This window comes from Serratia sp. MYb239 (assembly GCF_002966855.1).
GTDB lineage: Bacteria > Pseudomonadota > Gammaproteobacteria > Enterobacterales > Enterobacteriaceae > Serratia_B > Serratia_B rhizosphaerae.
The window spans coordinates 18,502-38,927 of the sequence record NZ_CP023268.1; the positions used below are offsets into that span (position 1 = coordinate 18,502).

The window sequence follows — 20,426 nt, forward strand, 5'->3', positions numbered from 1 at the left end:
GGGGGCGTTATAAGTGTCTCTCGCTTCATAGAAGGAGTAACTATTATGCGTAACTACGACTTATCCCCGCTGCTTCGCCAATGGATCGGTTTTGATAAATTAGCCAGTTCAATGGGCGGACAGGAACCTCAGGGATTCCCTCCCTACAATATTGAAAAAAGTGATGATAACCATTATCGCATTTCCCTGGCGCTGGCCGGATTCAGGCAAAGCGAGCTGGATATCGAGGTGGAAGGCCCGCGCCTGACGGTGCGAGGTAAACCGACGCCGGCGGAGAAACCGGTGGAGTACCTGCATCAGGGGCTGGTCTGCAAAGAGTTCAGCCTGAGCTTTACGCTGGCTGAACATCTGCACGTGGCCGAGGCCCAGTTTGAGAACGGCCTGCTGCACATTGATTTGGTGCGGCAGGTGCCGGAAGCGTTGCAGCCGCAGCGCATCGCCATCGGCAGCACGCCGGGGCTGGAAGAAAAATAACCGGCCGCTGACGCGGTAAAAAAACGGGGGGAAGTCCTGACGGACTTCCCCCCGTTGCGTTTATGGCCGGCGGCGTTATTGCGCTTCGCGGTGCGCCCGCTCCACTTCCTCCGCCAGAATGGCGATGCCGCGTTCGATTTTATCCGGCTCCGGCACGTAGTTCATGCGCATGCACTGATGGGTATGCGGCCACTCGTGCTCCAGCCCCGGGAAGAAGTAGTGCCCCGGCACCATCAGTACGCCGCGCTGCTTCAGGCGCTGGTACAGCAGCTCGGTGCTGATCGGCAGGTCTTTAAACCACAGCCAGAGGAAAATCGCGCCTTCCGGTTTATGGATCAGGCAGCGCTCTTCCGGCAGATAACGGCGGATGGTGGCGATGGTCTGCGTCACCCGTTGCTGGTAGAACGGCTTAATCACTTCGTTTGACAGGCGCAGCAGGTCGCCGCGTTCAATCATTTCCGCCGCGATTGCCGGGCCGATGCTGCCCGGTGACAGGCTGATAATACCGTTCATATTGGTCAGCGCGGTGATGGTTTTCTCATCGGCAATCACGATGCCGCAGCGCGACCCCGGCAGGCCCAGTTTAGACAGGCTCATGCACAGGATGATGTTCGGGTTCCACAGCGGCGTGGCGTCGCTGAAGATAATGCCCGGGAACGGCACGCCGTAGGCGTTATCGATCACCAGCGGAACATCGTGCTGCTGTGCCAGCGCGTCAAGCTGGATCAGCTCGTCATCGGTGATGACGTTACCGGTCGGGTTGGTGGGGCGCGACACGCAGATCATGCCGATATCGTCGCCGATAGTCAGGTTGTCGAAATCGACGTGATACTTGAACTGGCCTTCCGGCAGCAGCTCGATATTCGGCTTGGCGGAGACAAACAGCCCTTCGTCCAGGCCGGCGTCGGCGTAGCCGATATACTCCGGCGCCAGCGGGAACAGCACGCGACGCCGGTTGCCGTCGGCGCAGCGGCCGGCGAACAGATTGAATAAGTAGAAAAACGCGCTCTGACTGCCGTTTGTCAGTGCAATGTTCTGTGGTTCGATCTGCCAGCCCAGCTCTTCACTCAGCAGGGTGGCCAGCGCTTTAAGCAGCGTATTCTTCCCTTGCGGGCCGTCATAGTTGCACAGCGCTTCGGTCAGTTTGCCCTGGTCGAGCATCTCCTGACACAGCTGTTTGAAGTAGTGCTCCATCTCTGGAATTTGCGCCGGATTACCGCCGCCGAGCATGATGGCGCCCGGGGTGCGCAGGCCTTGGTTCAAGTCGTCCATTAAGCGGGTGATGCCCGAGTAACGGGTAAATTTGTCGCCGAAAAGTGAAAAAGTCATAGGTGCAGCATATTGGTTTTTGCAGGGAGTCGCCCACCATACCGCCAGATAATTGCGGGCGCAATGCGCAGGATAAAACCCGCATTAGCGTTAAATTTTAATTATATGCATAATGTTGGGGTTTTGTTCTGATGGGTAAGGGCGGGTGATCCCGCCCGGTACAGAGCGCTATTTCAGCACCTGTGGGTTAACGCAGTTTTCCGTCACCGTGCCGGTCAGCGCGGCGATCAGGTTATCCACCGCGCACTCGGCCATGCCGTAGCGGGTTTCATGGGTGGCGGAGCCAATATGCGGCAGGGCGACCACGTTCGGCATTTTCAGCAGCGGCGAGGAGACCGGCAGCGGCTCTTTTTCGAACACGTCCAGCCCGGCGGCGTGGATAGTGCCGTTTTGCAGCGCCTCAATCAGCGCCTGCTCGTCGACCACCGGCCCGCGGCCGGCGTTGATCAGAATGCTGCTTTGCTTCATCTTCGCCAGCTGTTCGCGACCGATCAGGTGGAAGGTCTGCTCGGTCAGCGGCAGGGTAATACAGACAAAGTCCGACTCGGCCAGCAGGGTATCCAGGTCGCAGTGACGCGCGCCAAAGCGCTGCTCCGCTTCCTGATGCGGGCGACGCGCGTTGTACAGAATCGGCATGCCGAAGCCGAAGTGGGCGCGCTGGGCCAGCGCCAGGCCGATGCGGCCCATGCCGAGAACGCCCAGCGTTTTATGGTGCACGTCGACGCCGAACCAGTCCGGGCCGATGCTGCCCTGCCACTCGCCGGCCTTCACCCGCTCGGCCACTTCCACCACGCGGCGCGCCGTCGCCAGCACCAGGCTCATGATGGTATCGGCCACGGTTTCCGTCAGCACCGTCGGCGTGTGCATCAGCACGATATTACGGGCGTTAAGCGCCTCGACGTCGAAGTTGTCATAGCCGACGGAGACGGTGGATGCCGCACGCAGTTTCGGCGCCTGCTGCAGAAAGGCTTCATCAACCTTGCCGCCGGAACCGATGATCCCCTCGGCCTGTTGCAGCGCCTGTTTGAATTCATCGGCATTGTCAGGATTCAGGCCGTTGAAGGCATGTACGGTGAAATGTTGTTCCAGGCGTTCACGCAGGGCGGCGGGGAGTTTTTTGTACAGTACGATCGAAGGCTTCATCTTGAACTCCAGTTGGCCCCGCGGGGCCAAAGCGCTGTGCTTTGGCCCGCGGGACGGACTCGTTTTGAAAACAGAAAGTGTAGCTAATTACGCCAGTTGCGGCTGCGCGTCGTTACGCGGGGGCTTGACCACCAGTGTCACCACCACCGCCACCACCAGCGCGACGGCCATAAACATATAGGAGGCCGCCGGCGTGCCGGTGGCGCCGTTCAGGTAGCCGACGAACCAGGAACCGAAGAACGATCCCAGAGCGCCCATGCTGTTGATCAGCGCCATGGCGCCGCCGGCCACGTTTTTCGGCAGCATTTCCGGAATGATGGCGAAGAACGGGCCGTAAGGGGCGTACATGGCCGCGCCGGCCACCACCAGCAGACCGTAAGACACCCAGAAATGATCGGCGCCTACCGCATAAGAGCCGAAGAACGCCAGCGCGCCGACCAGCAGCAGCGGCCAGACGAACAGTTTGCGGTTCTGCATCTTATCAGAGGCCCAGGAGACCACGATCATGGCGATGGTCGCCGCCAGATATGGCACCGCGGACAGCCAGCCGGCCTCTACCATGCCCATATTCATGCCGCTGCGCAGAATCGACGGCAGCCACAGCACGAAACCGTACACGCCGATGCTCCAGGCAAAGTACTGGACGCACAGCAGGATCACGTTGCGCGAACGGAACGCCTCGCCGTAGTTGCGCACCGCCTTGATGCCCTGCTGCTCGGCTTCCAGCTGCGCCTGCAGCGCCTGTTTTTCTTCTGCGTTCAGCCAGCCGACCTGAGACGGTTTGTCTTTCACCAGCGCCCACCAGCAGAAGGCCCAGATTACCGCCGGAATGCCCTCGATGATAAACATTTCACGCCAGCCGAAGGCGTGAATCAGGTAGCCGGACACCACCGACATCCACAGGACGGTCACCGGGTTGCCGAGGATCAGGAAGGTGTTGGCGCGTGAACGTTCGGATTTGGTAAACCAGTTGCTGATATAGATCAGCATCGCTGGCATCACCGCCGCTTCCACCACGCCAAGCACAAAGCGGATGGCCGCCAGCATCGGGATATTGCTGACCACGCCGGTCAGGGAGGCGCAGCCGCCCCACAGGATCAGGCACCAGAAGATCAGCTTTTTAACGCTGCGGCGCTCGGCGTAGATAGCGCCGGGAATTTGGAAAAAGAAGTAACCCAGGAAAAACAGCGCGCCCAGCAGCGAGGACATGCCTTTGGTAATGCCGAGGTCGTCGTTGATGCCGGCGGCCGAGGCAAAGCTGAAGTTGGCGCGGTCGAGATAAGCCAGACTGTAGGTGATAAACACGATGGGCATGATGTACCACCAGCGTTTAGCCGCAACGGTTGCTTTATTCATGTTCAGATTCCTCAGTGGTGTCGTTTCCGCGCAGACGGGCTGCCAATCCCGCGGAAGCGGTTCTCCCGACGTTGTCTGGGTGTAGGGCCAGAGGGGCGTCTTGGGAGCCGGCGGTTAGCCGATTATGTTTTTTTGTTGGCCCGTGGCGGTCAGGTACGGCCTGCGGCCGCGTCTGACCACGGCGGGATCACTCCGCCAGCGCCGCGCGGGTTGGCAATCCTTCGCTGTCGCCGATGGCCTGAATGGCCAGCGAGCCGATCTTGTTGCCGCGCTGCACCGCCTGTTTTAGCGTTTTGCCTTCCAGCAGGGCGCTAAGGGTCCCGACGGCAAAGCCGTCTCCCGCACCAACGGTATCCACCACGTTGCTGACTTTAATTGCCGGCACCGCCGCACAGTCGCCGGCGGCGGTTTTAAACCAGGCGCCGTCCGGGCCGGTTTTGATGATCACCGCCTGCACGCCGCGCTCCAGATAGAAATCGGCAATGCCTTCCGGCGTTGACTGACCGGTGAGGATTTGCCCCTCTTTCAGCCCCGGCAGCACCCAGTCGGCGGCGAACGCCAGTTTGTTCAGCTGTTCGATCATCACCTGCTGGCTGGACCACAGCACCGGGCGCAGGTTGGGATCGAAGGAAATGGTTTTGCCCATCGCGCGCATTTCATGCGCGGCGAAGTGGCTCAACTCCAGCGACTGGCCGGAGAGCGCGGCGGCGACGCCGCTAAGATGCAGGTGACGCGCCGCGCCGAAGTAGTCGCGGTTGAAGTCGGCGGTTGACAGATGGCTGGCGGCGGAGCCTTTGCGGAAGTACTCCACGGTGGGATCGGTTCCATCTGTGTTCTTGGATTTGATCTGGAACCCGGTCGGATACTGGCCGTCGACCGTCACCTGCTGATAGTTAATGCCTTCTTTTTTCAGCTGCTGCAGAGTGAAGCGGCCGAAGGTGTCGTTACCCACCCGGCTGACCCAGCCGACCTGCAGGCCGAGGCGCGCCAGGCCGATGGCGACGTTCAGCTCCGCCCCGGCGATGCGTTTGGTGAAGTGTTCCACCTCCGCCAGATCGCCGGTCTCCGCCGCGACGAACATCGCCATGGCTTCGCCCAGCGTGACGACATCCAGAGAGGTATTGCGCTGTGCTGTCAGTATGCTCATGGTGATTACTCCGCGCGTAACAGGTTGACGTAGTGACGGGTAACGGCCTCAAGGTCGTCGCCCTGCAGGGGGAATTCGATACCGCGCGGCACGTCCGCCGGCAGTTGAGCCAGAAGCCGGCGCCACTCGTCGCCGGCATCGTCCAGCGCAATGGCGCGCCAGCCGCGCGGCCCCTGCACCGCCGCTTTGACGTGGATATAACCGACGTGACGCGCCAGGCGTTCGGCTGCGGCGCGGGGGTCTTGCCCCACCCAGAGCCAGTTGGCCATGTCGAAGGTCATGCTGATCGGCAGCTGGCTATCTTCCGCCGCGTGCAGGAAGGCGTTCATCGGCGACAAAATCCCGCAGTCGGCGGTCTGGTCGTTTTCCACCACCAGCTGAACCGGATGTTGCATCAGGTCCACTTTCAGTTCAGTGAAATCAAAGCCCGGCTGGTAATGGCCCAAAGAGAGTTTCAGACGGCGCGCTTTCAGCGCCTGGGCCTCCGCCAGCAGCGCGGGCAGTTTAGGGTTAACGTGATGATCGGGAGTGAAAAGCGGCTCCGGGGCGGAATACACCGTGAACAGCTGCTGACGTTCGATCTCCTGCGCCAGCTGCGGCAGGTTATCCAGTTCGGCCGGGCTGAACAGTTCCCGGCGGATTTCCACGCCGTCCGCGCCGGCATCGGCAATGATCGGCAGCATGGCGGCCTGTCCGCCCCGCTGCTGAACGGTATCCGTGCCGTAAGCGCCGGTCACCACGATAACTTCTCTTTTCATATTTTTACTCCTGAGGTGGCGAAATCTCCACCGCTGCTGTTAATGGCACGTTAAATGGAACCGGTTCCATATAAAAGCCTCAGAATGTAAAAATATGATCGCAATCACGACAATGCAGCAAAGACGCGGGGCGGAGCGTGATAAACGCCGGAATTAACGGGTGGTGGAGCCGCGTACGATCAGTTCACCGGAGAACACACGCTCGTCAGGCGGAGCGTCGCGGCCTTTGATGCGTTGCACCAGCTGTTCCAACGCGGCATGGCCGATCTGGTAGGTCGGCTGCTTCAGCGTGGTGATGCCGACGCCGGCCAGCTCGGCCCATTCCAGTTCGTCAAAGCCCAGCAGGCCGATGTCGCTGCCCCAGTGGATGCCCAGCCGGCGCATCGCGCGCGCCACCTGCAGCGTCAGGGCGCCGTTGGCCGACAACACCGCCTTGCGCATGCCGCGGCGGCGGGTGTGGAAATCGCGCAGCGTCTGCTCCAGCTGCGCGGCGTCGTTCAGCGGGGTTTCCGTCTGCTCGGCGATCAGGTCTGGGTGCTGCTGCGTCATAATCTGGCGGAAGGCGTGCAGACGTTCGAGGCGCGTATTGACCGTGCCGACCGGCTCGCTGAGGAATAAAATCGCCTCAAACCCCTGCTGCACCAGGTGCTCGGTGGCGATCACGGTGGCCTCGTGGTTGTTCAGGCCGACCACGTCGCAGGCAAAGTCGGGGATCTTGCGGTCGATCAGCACCATCGGCAGCTGCGACTGCTGCAGCTGCGACAAGGCTTCCTCCCGCATGCCGACGGCGTTCACCACAATGCCTTCCACCCGGTAGCTGCTGAGCAGCTGCAGGTAGTGCTGTTCCTGATTGACTTCGTTATTGGTGTTGCACACCAGCAGGGTAAAACCGTGCTGACGACAGGCGGCTTCGATGCCGCGCATCACGTCGACGGAGTAGGGATTGGTGATATCGGCGATGATCAGGCCGATCAGGCGCGTTTGTCCGCCTTTCAGGCTGCGGGCCATCTGGCTGGGGCGATAGTCGAGCTGCAAAATCGCCTGTTCGATACGCTGTTTGAGCGGGGCGGAAAGCAGGTGCTGTTCACCGTTGAGATAGCGCGACACGCTGGTTTTGCCGGTTTTGGCCATTTTCGCCACGTCGCTGATGGTGGCGCGCCCGGTTGCACGTGAAGCTTTCACACTGCTCACAATCAATCCCCCGTAGATTTATTGCCAAGGAGACTAACATAGTGCGCGGCGCTCTTCCTACTGACGAAGAGCCTGATGGGGCCGGCGCTGAAGCAGGGCGGTCGCGCACGGGGCTGGACGTTGCCCGGCCCCGTCAACAGCCGCCGGTTACTGCAGCGGGCTGAGGGTGATTTCCACGCGACGGTTTTGCGCCTTGCCTTCGGTGGTGCTGTTGGAGGCAATCGGGTTGTCCGGGCCGGCGCCGACGCTGCGGATGCGGTTGGCGGCTACGCCCTGGGTGATCAGCGCGCTGCTGACGCCGTCGGCGCGCTGCTGCGACAGCTTCATATTGTGGGCGCGCGCACCGGTGCTGTCGGTGTAGCCGACAACGTTAACCGCGGTTTTCGGGTACTCTTTCAGCACCATCGCCACGCCGGTCAGGGTGTTGGCGCCCGCCGGTTTCAGCGTGCTGCTGTCGGTGTCGAAGGTGACATTGTTCGGCATGTTCAGCACGATGTTGTCGCCCTGACGGGTAACGCTGACGCCGGTGCCGCGCATTTTGTCGCGCAGTTTCGCTTCCTGCACGTCCATGTAGTAGCCTGCGCCGCCGCCGAGGGCCGCACCGGCCGCAGCGCCGATCAGCGCGCCTTTGCCGCGGTCTTTCTTCGATGACGACAGTGCGCCGATGCCAGCGCCCAGCGCCGCGCCCAGGCCGGCGCCGACGCCGGATTTACCTGCCTGAGACTCGCCGGTGTAAGGGTTGGTGGTACAGGCCGACAGAGCCATGGTCATCGCCACGGCGGCGGCGATAATCGCAACGCGTTTTTTCATGTTATTTCCTTTTGTGCATCAAAATCTGTGCGCATATTTCCAATCGGGAAGCGCTTAAAAATAGCCATTGGGCCAGCGCCAGCGTGAAGACTCCATGTGGCGCGCTAGTATGACGTCTTTTCCGGCCGGCAGTTCCGGCCAGGCGCGACAAACGCTTTTTTTGTGCCTTTTCAGGCGCCTCTGTTATCCGGCAAAACGCGTGGGATGGCTATGTCCAGAATTCTGAAAGCGCATTGCTGAACGTTATTTACGGCGTTTTGGGGTAACAGAGACAATCGGTGAGATGATCGTTCACCAGGCCGCTGGCCTGCATAAAGGCGTAGCAGATGGTGGAACCGATAAATTTGAAGCCGCGTTTTTTCAGTGCTTTCGACATGGCGTCGGAGACTTCGGTCTTTGCCGGCACCTGCGCCAGTTCGTGCCAGTGATTAAGCTGCGGCCGGCCGTCGACAAAGCGCCAGATAAAGGTGACGAACTCCTCGCCGGCGGCCTGCATTGCCAGATAGGCGCGGGCATTGGCGATGATCGCTTCGATTTTGCCGCGGTGGCGGATAATGCCGGCATCCTGCAGCAGCCGCTCCACGTCCTGTTCGGTCATGGCGGCGACCCGCGCCGGATCGAAGTTATGGAAGGCGCGGCGGTAGTTTTCACGCTTTTTCAGCACGGTGATCCAGGAAAGCCCCGCCTGCTGCCCCTCCAGACACAGCATTTCAAACAGTTCGCGCGCATCGGTGGTCGGCACGCCCCATTCATGATCGTGATAGGCCAGATACAACGGATCGGCGGTGACCCAGCCGCAGCGTTGGTCAGTCATACAAAGTTCCTTTTTCTGTATATATTTACAGCCATCATTGCCCTAAACGGCGTATCTGGCAAGTCTCTGATTATTTTATTATCTGCCGCCTTGACGTGAGGGAAAAGCCGACAATATTTATAACAGTGCCGTTTAACAAATGGTCAAAAAATACGCGGTTTTTTCTTTAATATTTACGGACTCTCAGGAGTCAATTCATGCCTCTAAAAATAATGCGCGCTCCCGGCAGGGCAGCGCTGGCGGTGGCTTTAGTCCTGGGGCTGGCGGCGTCCGCATCGGCCCATGAGCGGGTGTATGTGTTTGGCGACAGCCTGAGCGACAGCGGCAACAACGGACGCTACACCTACGATGGCAGCCGGCATCAGCTGTACGACGAAGCGCTGGCGCAGCGTATCGGTGCGGCGCTGCTGGCGTCCGATCTCGGCGGCGACAACTATGCGGCCGGCGGTGCGGTGGCGGTGCCGGCGCTCAACCCGGCGGACAATACCCAGGAACAGGTGCAGCGCTATCTGGGGCAGAACAACGGCCGCGCCGACGGTAACGGCCTGTATATTCACTGGATCGGCGGCAACGATCTGGCGGCGGCGGCGTTAAATCCGGCTACAGCGTCGCAGGTCAGCTATAACAGCGCGGCAGCGGCGGCGCTGCAGGTACGCTCCCTGCTGGATGCCGGCGCCGGTACGGTGATCGTGCCGACGGTGCCGAACATCGGCTTTACCCCGCAGTTGATGGAAGCGATTGTGCAACAGGCGCTGGCGCCGGTGCAGGCCGCCGCACTGCAGGCGGCCTATGCGGCGCTGAACGCGGTGGCGACGCCGGACGCCGCCTCGCGGCAGCAGGCGATTCACCGGGCGCTGAGCGCAGCGGCCCAGCAGGGCAGCAGCGATCCGCAGATGCAGCAGGCGATCGCCGCACAGCTGATCGCCGCCTATGACAGCCTGAGCGCGCAGGCGGGCCAACTGACCGATTTTTATAACCGCAGCGAGGACCAGTTGCTGGCGCAGGGCGGCGGCAATATCGTACGCGCCGACGTGAACCGGCTGTTTGGCGAGGTGATCGCCAATCCGCAGCAGTTCGGCTTCACCAATACCGCCGGCATGGCGTGTCCGGCCGGCGTTTCTTCGGCGGTATGTCGTTCCGCCGCGCCCGGTTTTAACGACGGCCAGGCCTTCCTGTTTGCCGACCATTTCCACCCCAGCCCGCAGGCGCACCTGCTGATTGCCGATTATATTCAGGCGGTGCTGGACGGCCCGGCGCAGGCGGCGGCGCTGACGCAGGCGACGGCGGCGATGGCGCGCGACAGCCGCGCCACCCTCGACAGCCGTCTCCAGCAGCTGCGCAGCGGCGGCAACCCGCAGGGGGCGTTGGGGGTATTCGGCGGCTATGCCGGGCAACATTATGATTATGCCGCCAATAACGCGGCCGGCGACGGCAACGCCACCACCCACAATCTGACGCTGGGGGTGGATTACCAACTGACGGACCGCTGGCTGATCGGCGCGCTGATCGCCGGCGCCAATGACGATCAGCAACCCTCCAGCCGCTATGACTACAAGGCGCGCGGCGTGCTGTTCTCCGCCTTTACCTCGCTGGATGTGTTTGAACACGGCTGGGTGAATGCCGATCTGCACTACGCCAGACTGGATTACGACGATATTCGCCGCAGCGTGCAGCTTGGCCCGCTAACGCGCAGCGAAACCGGTTCGACCTCCGGTAAACAGTGGGGTGCACGCGTTACCGCCGGCTATGACTTCCCGCTGACCGCCAGCCTGACCACCGGGCCGATGGCGCAGTTTGCCTGGGACTACAGCAACGTTTCCGGCTATAGCGAAGACGGTAATGACAGCACCGCGATGCGCTTTAACGATCAAACCTACCATTCGCAGATCGGCGCGCTGGGCTGGCGGCTGGACAGCAATCTCGGTGTGGTTAATCCGTACGCTGAAATCAGCTATCAGCATCAGTTCGGCGACGACGTATATCGCGCCGGCGGCGGTCTGAAGTCGACGCAAACCTCGTTTACCCGTGACGCCGCCGGCCAGGATAAAAACTGGGTCGATGTGACGCTCGGCGCCAATATGCCGCTGACCGACCGGGTGGCGGCGTTCGCCACCGTATCGCAAACCGGCGGCCTGAGCAGCGGCGAACAGGTGATGTACAACGTCGGCGTCAGCGCCCGCTTTTGATGAGCCTGCCGGGCGTTTTCCTACGCCCGGCGCATATCAGGCGGGATGGCGCGCAATGCTGGCGGCGGCGGCGCGGGCGGTAATTTTCTTTTCCGGCTGCAGCCGGGTCATGCACAGCATGCTGCAGAAAGAGACCAGCGCGGTGGCGAAGAACATCGCGCTGTAGCCGTGCTGCTGCGCCAGCCAGCCGCTGAGCATCGGCGCGCTGATGGACGCCAGGTTGGCGATGGCCAGCGTAATGCCGCTGTACGCCCCGACCGACGCTTTCGGCGTCACGTCCAGCACCACCGACCAATACACGTTATTCACCAGCGCGTTCAGCGCGTTGCCCAGCGTCATCAGCGCAATAATCGCGGCGGGCGACTGCATAAACGGGATCAGCAGGAAGCAGCCGGCGGTCAGCAGCAGCGTGACGGCGGCGAACAGATTGCGCGCCACACGCAGGTTACCGCTGCGCGCCAGCAGCGCATCGGTGATGCGTCCGCCGAGCAGCACGGTGAAGCAGGCGCCGCTCCACGGGATCATCGCCACATACCACAGCGCATGCAGGTCGTAATGGAAGCTGTCCTGCAGATATTTCGGTCCCCAGGTGACCAGCACAAAGGTGACATACAGAAAGGAAAAGTAGCCGAGCGCGTTGAACACCAGGGTGCGGTTGGTGAAGAACGCCCGCCACGGCAGCGGCGCCTGATGCTCGTCATTTTCCTCCCGATCGCTGCCAATTGCCGCCAGTTCGGCGGCGTTAACCTTCGGGTGCTGCGCCGGCGTATCGGTAAAGCAGGCGGCGAACAGCAGAATCGCCAGCAGCGAGAACAGCCCGAGCAGCATAAACATACTGCGCCAGTCGTCGGTCAGCAGCAGCAGGCCGACCGCCAGCGGCGCGGTCAGCAGCGAGCCGATCTGCGTGCTCAGCAGCCCGATACCCAGCGCGAAGCCGCGCTCTTTGCGCGGCGACCAGTGGCCGATGGTTTTATTCATCAGCGCGTAGGCCGGGCCTTCGGCAAAGCCGAACAGGATGCGCAGGGCGGCGAAGCCCATCAGCGCGGAGCCGCCGAACAGCGCAACGCCCAATTCGCCCGCCCAGGCGGTGGCGATCTCCAGCAGCGACCACAGCGCGCCGGCCAGCAGCCAGACTTTTTTGCTGCCGACGCGGTCGGCGAGGATGCCGCCGCACAGCGAGCCGAACAGATAGCCGAAGCCGAAGTAGCCCAGCACCGCCCCCAGCTGCGTCTTGTTGAAACCGAACTCGCGGGCGATGTCGTTGGCGGCGAACGACAGCGCGCCGCGATCGACATAGTTAATCAGCGCGATAAAAAACATCATGGCGAAAATGCGGTAGCGATAACGACTGTCTGCCTGCATGGAACAACCTCCTGAGCGTGGGGAACCTCAGGCAGCGAGCAAGATTGGTGCCAGCCGCGGCGATAAACGGCGCAGTGCGCGCCGGCCGCGGCGGCGGAGAGGCCAGGCGGCAGCAGAACATGCGCTTTCAGCGTGCCGATGCGCCGCGCTGGTGCGCAAAACGTTTTTTTGCACGCTGATTTACACCGGAGGCCGGATTCTGGCTGTATATCTTACGGTCAACGGGTATACTGGCCCATTCCATCTAAATCCACTTGTATCGCGTGCGAATCTAACATGCAAAAGTTTGATACCAAGACCTTTCAGGGCCTGATCCTGACACTGCAGGACTATTGGGCGCGCCAGGGCTGCACCATTGTTCAACCATTGGACATGGAAGTCGGCGCGGGAACCTCTCACCCTATGACCTGCCTGCGTGCGCTGGGCCCAGAGCCGATGGCCTCCGCCTATGTGCAGCCGTCCCGCCGTCCGACCGACGGCCGCTACGGTGAAAACCCGAACCGCCTGCAACACTACTACCAGTTCCAGGTGGTGATTAAGCCTTCACCGGACAATATTCAGGAACTGTACCTGGGCTCGCTGAAAGAGCTGGGTCTGGATCCGACTATCCACGACATCCGCTTCGTGGAAGACAACTGGGAAAACCCGACGCTCGGCGCCTGGGGCCTGGGCTGGGAAGTGTGGCTGAACGGCATGGAAGTGACCCAGTTCACCTACTTCCAGCAGGTCGGCGGCCTGGAGTGCAAGCCGGTGACCGGCGAGATCACCTACGGCCTGGAGCGTCTGGCGATGTATATCCAGGGCGTGGACAGCGTCTACGATCTGGTGTGGAGCAACGGCCCGCTGGGCGTAACCACCTACGGCGACGTGTTCCATCAGAACGAAGTGGAGCAGTCGACCTACAACTTTGAATACGCCGACGTGGATTTCCTGTTCAGCTGCTTCGAGCAGTACGAGAAAGAAGCGCAGCAGTTGCTGGCGCTGGAAAAACCGCTGCCGCTGCCGGCGTATGAGCGCATTCTGAAGGCCGGACACACCTTCAACCTGCTGGACGCGCGCAAGGCGATCTCCGTCACCGAGCGTCAGCGCTATATTCTGCGCATCCGCACGCTGACCAAAGCCGTGGCGGAAGCCTACTACGCGTCCCGCGAGGCGTTAGGCTTCCCGATGTGTAAAAAGAACGAGAACTAAGAGGCAGCCATGACTCAACAGACTTTCCTGGTGGAAATCGGCACGGAAGAGCTGCCGCCGAAGGCTCTTCGTTCCCTGGCGGAATCCTTTGCCGCCAACTTCAGCGCCGAGCTGGACAACGCCAACCTTGAGCACGGCGACGTCAGCTGGTTCGCCGCGCCGCGCCGTCTGGCGCTGAAAGTGGCGAACCTGAGCGCGGCGCAGGCCGATCGCGAAGTTGAAAAACGCGGCCCGGCGATTGCGCAGGCGTTTGACGCCGAAGGCAAGCCGAGCAAAGCGGCCGAAGGCTGGGCGCGCGGCTGCGGCATCAGCGTCGATCAGGCCGAGCGTCTGAAAACCGACAAAGGCGAGTGGCTGCTGTACCGCGCGCTGGTCAAAGGCCAGTCCGCGCAGCAGCTGCTGGCGGAGATGGTCAGCACCGCGTTGGCGAAGCTGCCGATTCCGAAACTGATGCGCTGGGGCGACCAGGAGACTCAGTTCGTGCGTCCGGTGCATACCGTGACCATGCTGCTGGGCGATGAGCTTATCCCGGGCACCGTGCTGGGCATCGAGTCGGCGCGCACCGTGCGCGGCCACCGTTTTATGGGCGAGCCGGAATTCACCCTGGATAACGCCGACCAGTATCCGCAAATCCTGCTGGAACGTGGCAAAGTGGTGGCGGATTATGAAGCGCGTAAGGCGATCATCAAGCGCGACGCCGAGCTGGCGGCGCAAAAGATTGGCGGCAAGGCCGATCTGAGCGACAGCCTGCTGGAAGAAGTGGCGTCGCTGGTGGAATGGCCGGTGGTGCTGACGGCGAAGTTTGAAGAGAAATTCCTGGCGGTGCCGGCGGAAGCGCTGGTGTACACCATGAAGGGCGACCAGAAGTACTTCCCGGTGTACGACGCCGCGGGCAAACTGCTGCCGAACTTTATCTTCGTCGCCAATATTGAATCGAAAGATCCGCAGCAAATCATCTCCGGTAACGAGAAGGTGGTGCGCCCGCGTCTGGCTGACGCCGAGTTCTTCTTCGACACCGACCGCAAGCAGCGTCTGGAAGACAACCTGCCGCGGCTGGAGAGCGTCCTGTTCCAGAAGCAGTTGGGCACCCTGCGTGACAAAACCGACCGCATTCAGGCGCTGGCGGGCTGGATTGCCGGCCAGATCGGCGCCGACGTCAACCACGCCACCCGCGCCGGCCTGCTGTCGAAGTGCGACCTGATGACCAACATGGTGTTCGAATTTACCGACACCCAGGGCGTGATGGGCATGCACTATGCGCGTCACGACGGCGAAGCGGAAGACGTGGCCGTCGCGCTGAACGAGCAGTATCAGCCGCGCTTTGCCGGCGATGCGCTGCCGCAGTCGCTGGTCGCCTGTTCGTTGGCGATTGCCGACAAGATGGACACCCTGGCGGGCATCTTCGGCATCGGCCAGCACCCGAAAGGCGACAAAGACCCGTTTGCGCTGCGCCGCGCGGCGCTGGGCGTGCTGCGTATCATCGTTGAGAAGAACCTGCCGCTGGACCTGCAGACCCTGACGGAAGAAGCGGTGCGCCTGTACGGCAGCAAGCTGACCAACGCCAAGGTGGTGGATGAGGTGGTGGACTTTATGCTGGGCCGTTTCCGCGCCTGGTATCAGGAAGAAGGCCACGCGGTCGACACCATTCAGGCGGTGCTGGCGCGTCGTCCGACCAAGCCGGCGGACTTTGACGCCCGGGTGAAAGCGGTGAGCCACTTCCGCACGCTGGACGAAGCGGCGGCGCTGGCGGCGGCGAACAAGCGCGTCTCCAACATTCTGGCCAAATCCACCGACACCCTGCTGGATCAGGTGCGCGCGTCGGTGCTGAAAGAGCCGGCGGAGCTGAAGCTGGCGACGCATCTGGTGGTGCTGCGCGACAAGCTGCAGCCGTACTTCGCCGAAGGCCGCTACCAGGAAGCGCTGGTGGAGCTGGCGGCGCTGCGTGAAACCGTCGACGAGTTCTTCGAAAGCGTGATGGTGATGGCGGAAGATGAAGAAGTGCGCGTTAACCGCCTGACGCTGCTGAGCAAACTGCGCGAGCTGTTCCTGCAGGTGGCGGATATCTCCGTGCTGCAGTAAGTCTGCGCGGTGAGGAACGAAGGCGCCTGCGGGCGCCTTTTTTTACGCCTTTTTGCCGCGGCGATCGGTAAATCGCGTATCGAACCCGCATCAGTTGTTCTATTCTTATAGGCGCAGGGAGAGCGAAAAAGGCAGGAAGCTGATGAAAAGACACGTTTATCACGGGAGTTATTTCACATGGCGGTAGGGATTCAGAGCAAAGGCGTAATGCGCTGGTTGGCGCCGATTGTGGCGTTGTTGGTGGTGATGCAGCTGACCGCCTGCGGCGATAAAGAGCCGGAGCAGCGCAAGGCATTTATCGACTATCTGCAAAACACCGTAATGCGCAGCGGCGTGAAAATACCGACGCTGAGCGAAGACCAAAAGCAGAAGTTTGGCAACTATGCCGGCGATTACGCAATTTTAGTCGCATTTTCACAGCAGTTAACCAAATCCGTTGACGCCAGTCTGACACCGGCGATCGATCAGGTGAGCCAGATCCGCACCGCGCAGGATTACATCAGCAAGCGCGACGGGCTGCAGCAGTCGATAGGCGCGCTTAATCTGCTGGGGCAGCAGATACAGACCGCCAAGTCGCAGGCGGACAGCGCCCGTACGGCGCTGAAGCAGCCGGACGATCTGAAGGCGGTGTATAACCAGGCCTATGACAAAATCGTCACCGCGCCGGCCAACGCGCTGATGCCGACCATTCCGGCAGCGGCCGGCTTTATTCAGGAGCTGGTGCAGGTAGGGGATTTCCTGCAGGCGCAGGGCAATCAGGTCAGCTTTAACAACGGCGGCGTGCAGTTCCGCAATCAGCAGCAGGTAGCGCAGTACAACGCCATGATGACCAATCTGGCGGCGAAGCAGCAGGACCTGCAGAACGCACAGAAAGCCATCAATGAGGTGGTGCGTTAAGCCTGCCGGACATGCGCCCTGACCAGCAGGGCGCATTTAGCGTTAGTCCGTGACTTTGACGGCCTCTTTTTCTTTCACCGCGCGCTGGCGCTCGACGTCGGGCGCATCGCTGTAATAGCGGCCGTAAAAACAGTCCAGCAGGAGCTGCCGAAGATCCTTAATCAGCGGATAGCGCGGATTGGTGCCGGTGCACTGGTCATCGAAGGCGTCAACCGCCAGCTTATCCAGCACCGACAGAAAATGCGTTTCATCAACGCCGGCCTCCTGCAGCGAAGCCGGGATCGCCAGCTCCGCCTTTAATCCCTCCAGCCACGTCAGCAGGTTCTCGACCTTTTGCTCTGCGCTGTCGCCGGCGGCGGCCAGCCCCAGATGATCGGCGATTTCGCCATAGCGGCAGCGGGCCTGCGGGCGATCGTACTGGCTGAAGGCCGTCTGCTTGGCGGGGCCGTCATTGGCGTTGTAACGAATGACGTTGGTCAGCAGCATGGCGTTGGCCAGCCCGTGGGCGATGGGAAATTCCGCCCCCAGCTTGTGCGCCAGGGAGTGGCAGATGCCGAGAAACGCATTGGAGAAGGCGATGCCGGCGATGGTGGCGGCATTGTGCACCCGTTCCCGCGCCCGCGGGTTTTGCGCGCCGGCCTGGTAGCTGAGCAGCAGGCTCTCCTTCAGCAGCTTCAGCGCCTGCAGCGCCTGCCCGTCGGCATATTCGTTGGCCTGCACCGAGACATAGGCTTCCACGGCATGGGTGATGGCATCCATACCGCCGTAGGCGCACAGCGTTTTGGGCATATTCATTACCAGATCGGCATCGACGATCGCCATATCGGGCGTCAGCGCATAGTCGGCCAGCGGGTATTTTTGTCCGCTGGCTTCGTCGGTGACGACGGCGAACGGCGAGACCTCCGAACCGGTGCCGGAGGTAGTGGGGATGGCGATCAGCCGGGCTTTTATCCGGGTGTTGGGGTAAGTGTAAATGCGTTTGCGGATGTCATGAAAACGCAGGGCGAGATCGCTGAATTTGACGTCGGGATGTTCATACATCATCCACATTACCTTGGCGGCATCCATCGGCGAACCGCCGCCGAGTGCGATAATCACGTCCGGTTTAAACTGCAGCATGCGCTGGGCGCCGGCGTTGACCATCGTCAGGGTTGGCTCCGCACCCACCTCGGAGAACACGTCGGTTTCCACGCCTTGCGCATGCAGAATGGCCAGCACCGGTTTGACGAACCCCTGGCTGAACAGATACGGGCCGGTGACGATAAACGCGCGTCTGGCTTTGCCCTGTACGGCGACCTATTTCAGTGCAGAGGATAAGGCGCCGCGGCGGAAGTAGATGGCCTGCGGCAGTTTGTGCCACAGCATGTTTTCCGCGCGCTTGGCCACGGTTTTACGGTTGAGCAGGTGTTTGGGGCCGATATTTTCTGAAACGGAGTTACCGCCCCAGGAGCCGCAGCCCAGCGTCATGGACGGAGGCAGCTTAAAGTTATACAGATCGCCGATGCCGCCTTGGGATGCCGGCGTGTTGATCAGAATGCGCGACGTTTTTAGCCGGCTGCCGAAGCGGGCGATGCGCGCCTTCTGATTATCCTGATCGGTATACAGACAAGAGGTGTGGCCGGCGCCGCCAAACGCGGCCAGGGCGACGGCTTTATTGATGGCGTCATCGAAGTGCTGTGCGCGATACATGCCCAGCAGCGGGGAGAGTTTCTCGCCGGAGAACGGTTCGCTCTCGCCTATCTCGGTTGCCTCGCCAATCAGCACTTTGGTGTTGGGCGGCACCTCAATACCCGCCATTTCGGCGATTCTCAATGCGGATTGACCGACGATGTCGGCATTGATGCGGCCATTTTTCACAATGATGTCGCGCACCGCCTGCCGCTGCGCTTCCGGCAGCAGATAGCCGCCGTTGGCGGCAAAGCGTGCACGCACCTCGTCATACACGGCGTCGACGACGATCACCGACTGTTCGGAGGCGCAAATCATGCCGTTATCGAAGGTTTTGGACATCAACACGGAGGCGACCATGCGTTTGATATCCGCCGTTTCATCGACCACGACCGGCGTATTGCCGGCGCCTACGCCGATGGCGGGTTTGCCGGAGCTGTATGAGGCTTTTACGCGGCCGGGGCCGCCGGTCGCCAGGATCAGATCCACCTGCGGATGGTGAATCAACCGATCCGCCATCTCGACGGTGGGGCTGTCCAGCCAGCCGATAATATCGGGCGGCGCGCCGGCGTCTACCGCAGCGCGCAAGATCACTTCCGCCGCCTTATTCGCGGCCTTGCTGGCTCTGGGATGAGGAGAAAAAATAATGCCGTTACGGGTTTTCAGGCTGATCAGCGCCTTGAAAATGACCGTCGACGTGGGGTTGGTGGCGGGGACGATCCCGCAAATAACCCCGATCGGCTCGGCGATGGTCAGGGTGCCGAAGGCGTCATCTTCTGCCAAAATACCGCAGGTCACCTCATCCTTGTAGGCATGATAGACATGCTCGGAAGCAAATTGATTCTTCATGACTTTATCTTCAACGATCCCCATGCCTGACTCGTCAACCGCCAGCTGCGCCAGTGGGATGCGGGCATCAGCCGCCGCCAGGGCCGCGGCATGAAAAATTCTGTCAACCTGCGCCTGAGAATAGTCGGCGAATATCGCCTGGGCTTTTCTGACACGCGTAATTAACTTGTTTAAATTCGACGTCGTGATGTGTGGCATATTTCTCTCCCGTAAAAAATGCAATAAATAAAAAACAAAATAGCAAGGTAGAGAGAAAGTATAGGTAGCCCGTGGCGGCTTTCTAGCGGAAGGCTAAAAAAAATCCTAACTGGATAATTAGGATGGATAAATATTTTTTTAATATGCATATCGAATGATTATGATGTGATTATCAATGAATATATATTGTCGTTGAAATTATTTTCATGCTGATAGTACCGCATTTGTTTTATTTTCTATTTGTTGTTTTTTATTTTCATAATTAACTGTTGTTTATGTGTTTTTTGTTTGTTTTTGCCGTTTTTTTTGTCGTCGATTCTGAGGTTATATTTCTTTTTGTGATTTTGTTTTTTATTTTTTGAGTAAGTGAGTGAATATAAAACCAAGTGTGTCTTTAGGGTCGAGAAAGATGCCTGCTGGCAGTTTCCGCCAGGCTGCAGTAGACCATGTTATGGTTTGATGAGATTATTTTTCTCACTGCGGTGATGGATTTTTCGTTTTTTAATTAACACAAAGAATAATAACGTCTTTCATCGGTATGTGCCCTTTGGTGGATTTTGATGGCGACATCCCACGGGATAAAGAACAAAAGAGATGGGGTGAGGGGGGCAAACGGACAAGAATGGCGCTAAAGCGTCCGCGAGGAACCTGGCAGGATACACTGCGCCGGGTGGTTTCTGTACTACACTTCACGATAATTCCGCGTTGTAACTTTCTTACGGGCAGACGCCCTGTTTCTCCACGATGTCGCCTGCCGGCACGGGATGACCGCAACATTTTCCGCCAGGCGTTAGCGCAGTGAAAATAAATTGTGACTAACATCACAATATAAAAACAAACAACAAAAGACTAAGTGTGATTTGAGTCACATAAAATGGCGTATTTCGGTCGGGATTGCCGCGGTGTTGCTTTTTTACACGACAAAAATGTGACTGTGATCACTATGCAGGGTGGTATTTTGCGGTCATTTGAGT

Annotated in this window: 14 protein-coding genes and 1 pseudogene; 5 read left to right on the forward strand and 10 right to left on the reverse strand. The window is 60.2% G+C overall.

Going from position 1 to position 20,426, the window contains the following annotated elements; translation table 11 throughout:
* Nucleotides 1–45: 45 nt before the first annotated feature.
* Nucleotides 46–474, forward strand: a complete 429-nt coding sequence (gene ibpB / locus CLM71_RS00095) for a small heat shock chaperone IbpB (protein ID WP_105229215.1) — start codon at nt 46–48, stop codon at nt 472–474.
* Between the two features lie 75 nt (nt 475–549).
* On the opposite strand, the gene CLM71_RS00100 is transcribed toward ibpB, so the two are convergent.
* The 8 genes from CLM71_RS00100 to CLM71_RS00135 form a co-directional block, all read right to left on the reverse strand.
* Nucleotides 550–1,803, reverse strand: a complete 1,254-nt coding sequence (locus CLM71_RS00100) for a valine--pyruvate transaminase (RefSeq protein WP_105229216.1) — start codon at nt 1,801–1,803, stop codon at nt 550–552.
* A gap of 168 nt (nt 1,804–1,971) precedes the next feature.
* Entirely contained in the window at nt 1,972–2,946 is a 975-nt protein-coding gene (gene ghrB / locus CLM71_RS00105) for a glyoxylate/hydroxypyruvate reductase GhrB (RefSeq protein WP_105229217.1), read from the reverse strand.
* 87 nt (nt 2,947–3,033) lie between these two features.
* The gene (locus CLM71_RS00110; RefSeq protein ID WP_105229218.1) at nt 3,034–4,302 is read right to left on the reverse strand and encodes an MFS transporter; all 1,269 of its coding nucleotides are present in this window, start codon (nt 4,300–4,302) and stop codon (nt 3,034–3,036) included.
* Between the two features lie 187 nt (nt 4,303–4,489).
* Nucleotides 4,490–5,449, reverse strand: a complete 960-nt coding sequence (locus tag CLM71_RS00115) for a sugar kinase (RefSeq protein WP_105229219.1) — start codon at nt 5,447–5,449, stop codon at nt 4,490–4,492.
* A gap of 5 nt (nt 5,450–5,454) precedes the next feature.
* Nucleotides 5,455–6,207: a sugar phosphate isomerase/epimerase gene (locus CLM71_RS00120; protein WP_105229220.1), complete on the reverse strand. Its 753-nt coding sequence runs from the start codon at nt 6,205–6,207 to the stop codon at nt 5,455–5,457.
* A 153-nt stretch (nt 6,208–6,360) separates the two neighbouring features.
* Complete coding sequence (locus CLM71_RS00125) at nt 6,361–7,398, reverse strand: LacI family DNA-binding transcriptional regulator (RefSeq protein ID WP_105229221.1); 1,038 nt, start codon at nt 7,396–7,398, stop codon at nt 6,361–6,363.
* 147 nt (nt 7,399–7,545) lie between these two features.
* A complete protein-coding gene (locus tag CLM71_RS00130; RefSeq protein WP_105229222.1) occupies nt 7,546–8,208 on the reverse strand; it encodes an OmpA family lipoprotein in 663 nt (220 codons plus the stop codon).
* A 247-nt stretch (nt 8,209–8,455) separates the two neighbouring features.
* The gene (locus CLM71_RS00135; protein ID WP_105229223.1) at nt 8,456–9,022 is read right to left on the reverse strand and encodes a DNA-3-methyladenine glycosylase I; all 567 of its coding nucleotides are present in this window, start codon (nt 9,020–9,022) and stop codon (nt 8,456–8,458) included.
* A 197-nt stretch (nt 9,023–9,219) separates the two neighbouring features.
* Between CLM71_RS00135 and CLM71_RS00140 the strand changes: the two genes are divergently transcribed.
* Nucleotides 9,220–11,208, forward strand: coding sequence for an autotransporter outer membrane beta-barrel domain-containing protein (locus CLM71_RS00140; RefSeq protein WP_105229224.1), 1,989 nt, complete (start codon nt 9,220–9,222; stop codon nt 11,206–11,208).
* Between the two features lie 36 nt (nt 11,209–11,244).
* Here CLM71_RS00140 and CLM71_RS00145 read toward each other — a convergent pair whose 3' ends face one another.
* Complete coding sequence (locus CLM71_RS00145) at nt 11,245–12,570, reverse strand: MFS transporter (RefSeq protein ID WP_105229225.1); 1,326 nt, start codon at nt 12,568–12,570, stop codon at nt 11,245–11,247.
* A gap of 276 nt (nt 12,571–12,846) precedes the next feature.
* Here CLM71_RS00145 and glyQ point away from each other — a divergent pair, with 276 nt between their 5' ends.
* From glyQ to CLM71_RS00160, 3 genes are all read left to right on the forward strand, one after another.
* Nucleotides 12,847–13,761 carry a glycine--tRNA ligase subunit alpha gene (gene glyQ / locus CLM71_RS00150; RefSeq protein ID WP_015344023.1) on the forward strand — a complete coding sequence of 305 codons (915 nt, stop codon included), beginning with the start codon at nt 12,847–12,849 and terminating at the stop codon, nt 13,759–13,761.
* Nucleotides 13,762–13,770: 9 nt separating this feature from the next.
* Complete coding sequence (glyS, locus tag CLM71_RS00155) at nt 13,771–15,840, forward strand: glycine--tRNA ligase subunit beta (protein WP_105229226.1); 2,070 nt, start codon at nt 13,771–13,773, stop codon at nt 15,838–15,840.
* 177 nt (nt 15,841–16,017) lie between these two features.
* The gene (locus tag CLM71_RS00160; RefSeq protein ID WP_105229227.1) at nt 16,018–16,737 is read left to right on the forward strand and encodes a DUF3053 domain-containing protein; all 720 of its coding nucleotides are present in this window, start codon (nt 16,018–16,020) and stop codon (nt 16,735–16,737) included.
* A gap of 42 nt (nt 16,738–16,779) precedes the next feature.
* Here CLM71_RS00160 and adhE read toward each other — a convergent pair.
* Nucleotides 16,780–19,452: pseudogene (gene adhE, locus CLM71_RS00165) on the reverse strand (bifunctional acetaldehyde-CoA/alcohol dehydrogenase).
* Nucleotides 19,453–20,426 lie beyond the last annotated feature (974 nt).

Excerpts from the sequence above, each read along its gene's own strand:
- ibpB (WP_105229215.1), top strand. The coding sequence starts at position 46 with ATGCGTAACTACGACTTATCCCCGCTGCTTCGCCAATGGATCGGTTTT.
- CLM71_RS00100 (WP_105229216.1), bottom strand. The coding sequence starts at position 1,803 with ATGACTTTTTCACTTTTCGGCGACAAATTTACCCGTTACTCGGGCATC.
- ghrB (WP_105229217.1), bottom strand. The coding sequence starts at position 2,946 with ATGAAGCCTTCGATCGTACTGTACAAAAAACTCCCCGCCGCCCTGCGT.
- CLM71_RS00110 (WP_105229218.1), bottom strand. The coding sequence starts at position 4,302 with ATGAATAAAGCAACCGTTGCGGCTAAACGCTGGTGGTACATCATGCCC.
- CLM71_RS00115 (WP_105229219.1), bottom strand. The coding sequence starts at position 5,449 with ATGAGCATACTGACAGCACAGCGCAATACCTCTCTGGATGTCGTCACG.
- CLM71_RS00120 (WP_105229220.1), bottom strand. The coding sequence starts at position 6,207 with ATGAAAAGAGAAGTTATCGTGGTGACCGGCGCTTACGGCACGGATACC.
- CLM71_RS00130 (WP_105229222.1), bottom strand. The coding sequence starts at position 8,208 with ATGAAAAAACGCGTTGCGATTATCGCCGCCGCCGTGGCGATGACCATG.
- CLM71_RS00135 (WP_105229223.1), bottom strand. The coding sequence starts at position 9,022 with ATGACTGACCAACGCTGCGGCTGGGTCACCGCCGATCCGTTGTATCTG.
- CLM71_RS00140 (WP_105229224.1), top strand. The coding sequence starts at position 9,220 with ATGCCTCTAAAAATAATGCGCGCTCCCGGCAGGGCAGCGCTGGCGGTG.
- CLM71_RS00145 (WP_105229225.1), bottom strand. The coding sequence starts at position 12,570 with ATGCAGGCAGACAGTCGTTATCGCTACCGCATTTTCGCCATGATGTTT.
- glyQ (WP_015344023.1), top strand. The coding sequence starts at position 12,847 with ATGCAAAAGTTTGATACCAAGACCTTTCAGGGCCTGATCCTGACACTG.
- glyS (WP_105229226.1), top strand. The coding sequence starts at position 13,771 with ATGACTCAACAGACTTTCCTGGTGGAAATCGGCACGGAAGAGCTGCCG.
- CLM71_RS00160 (WP_105229227.1), top strand. The coding sequence starts at position 16,018 with ATGGCGGTAGGGATTCAGAGCAAAGGCGTAATGCGCTGGTTGGCGCCG.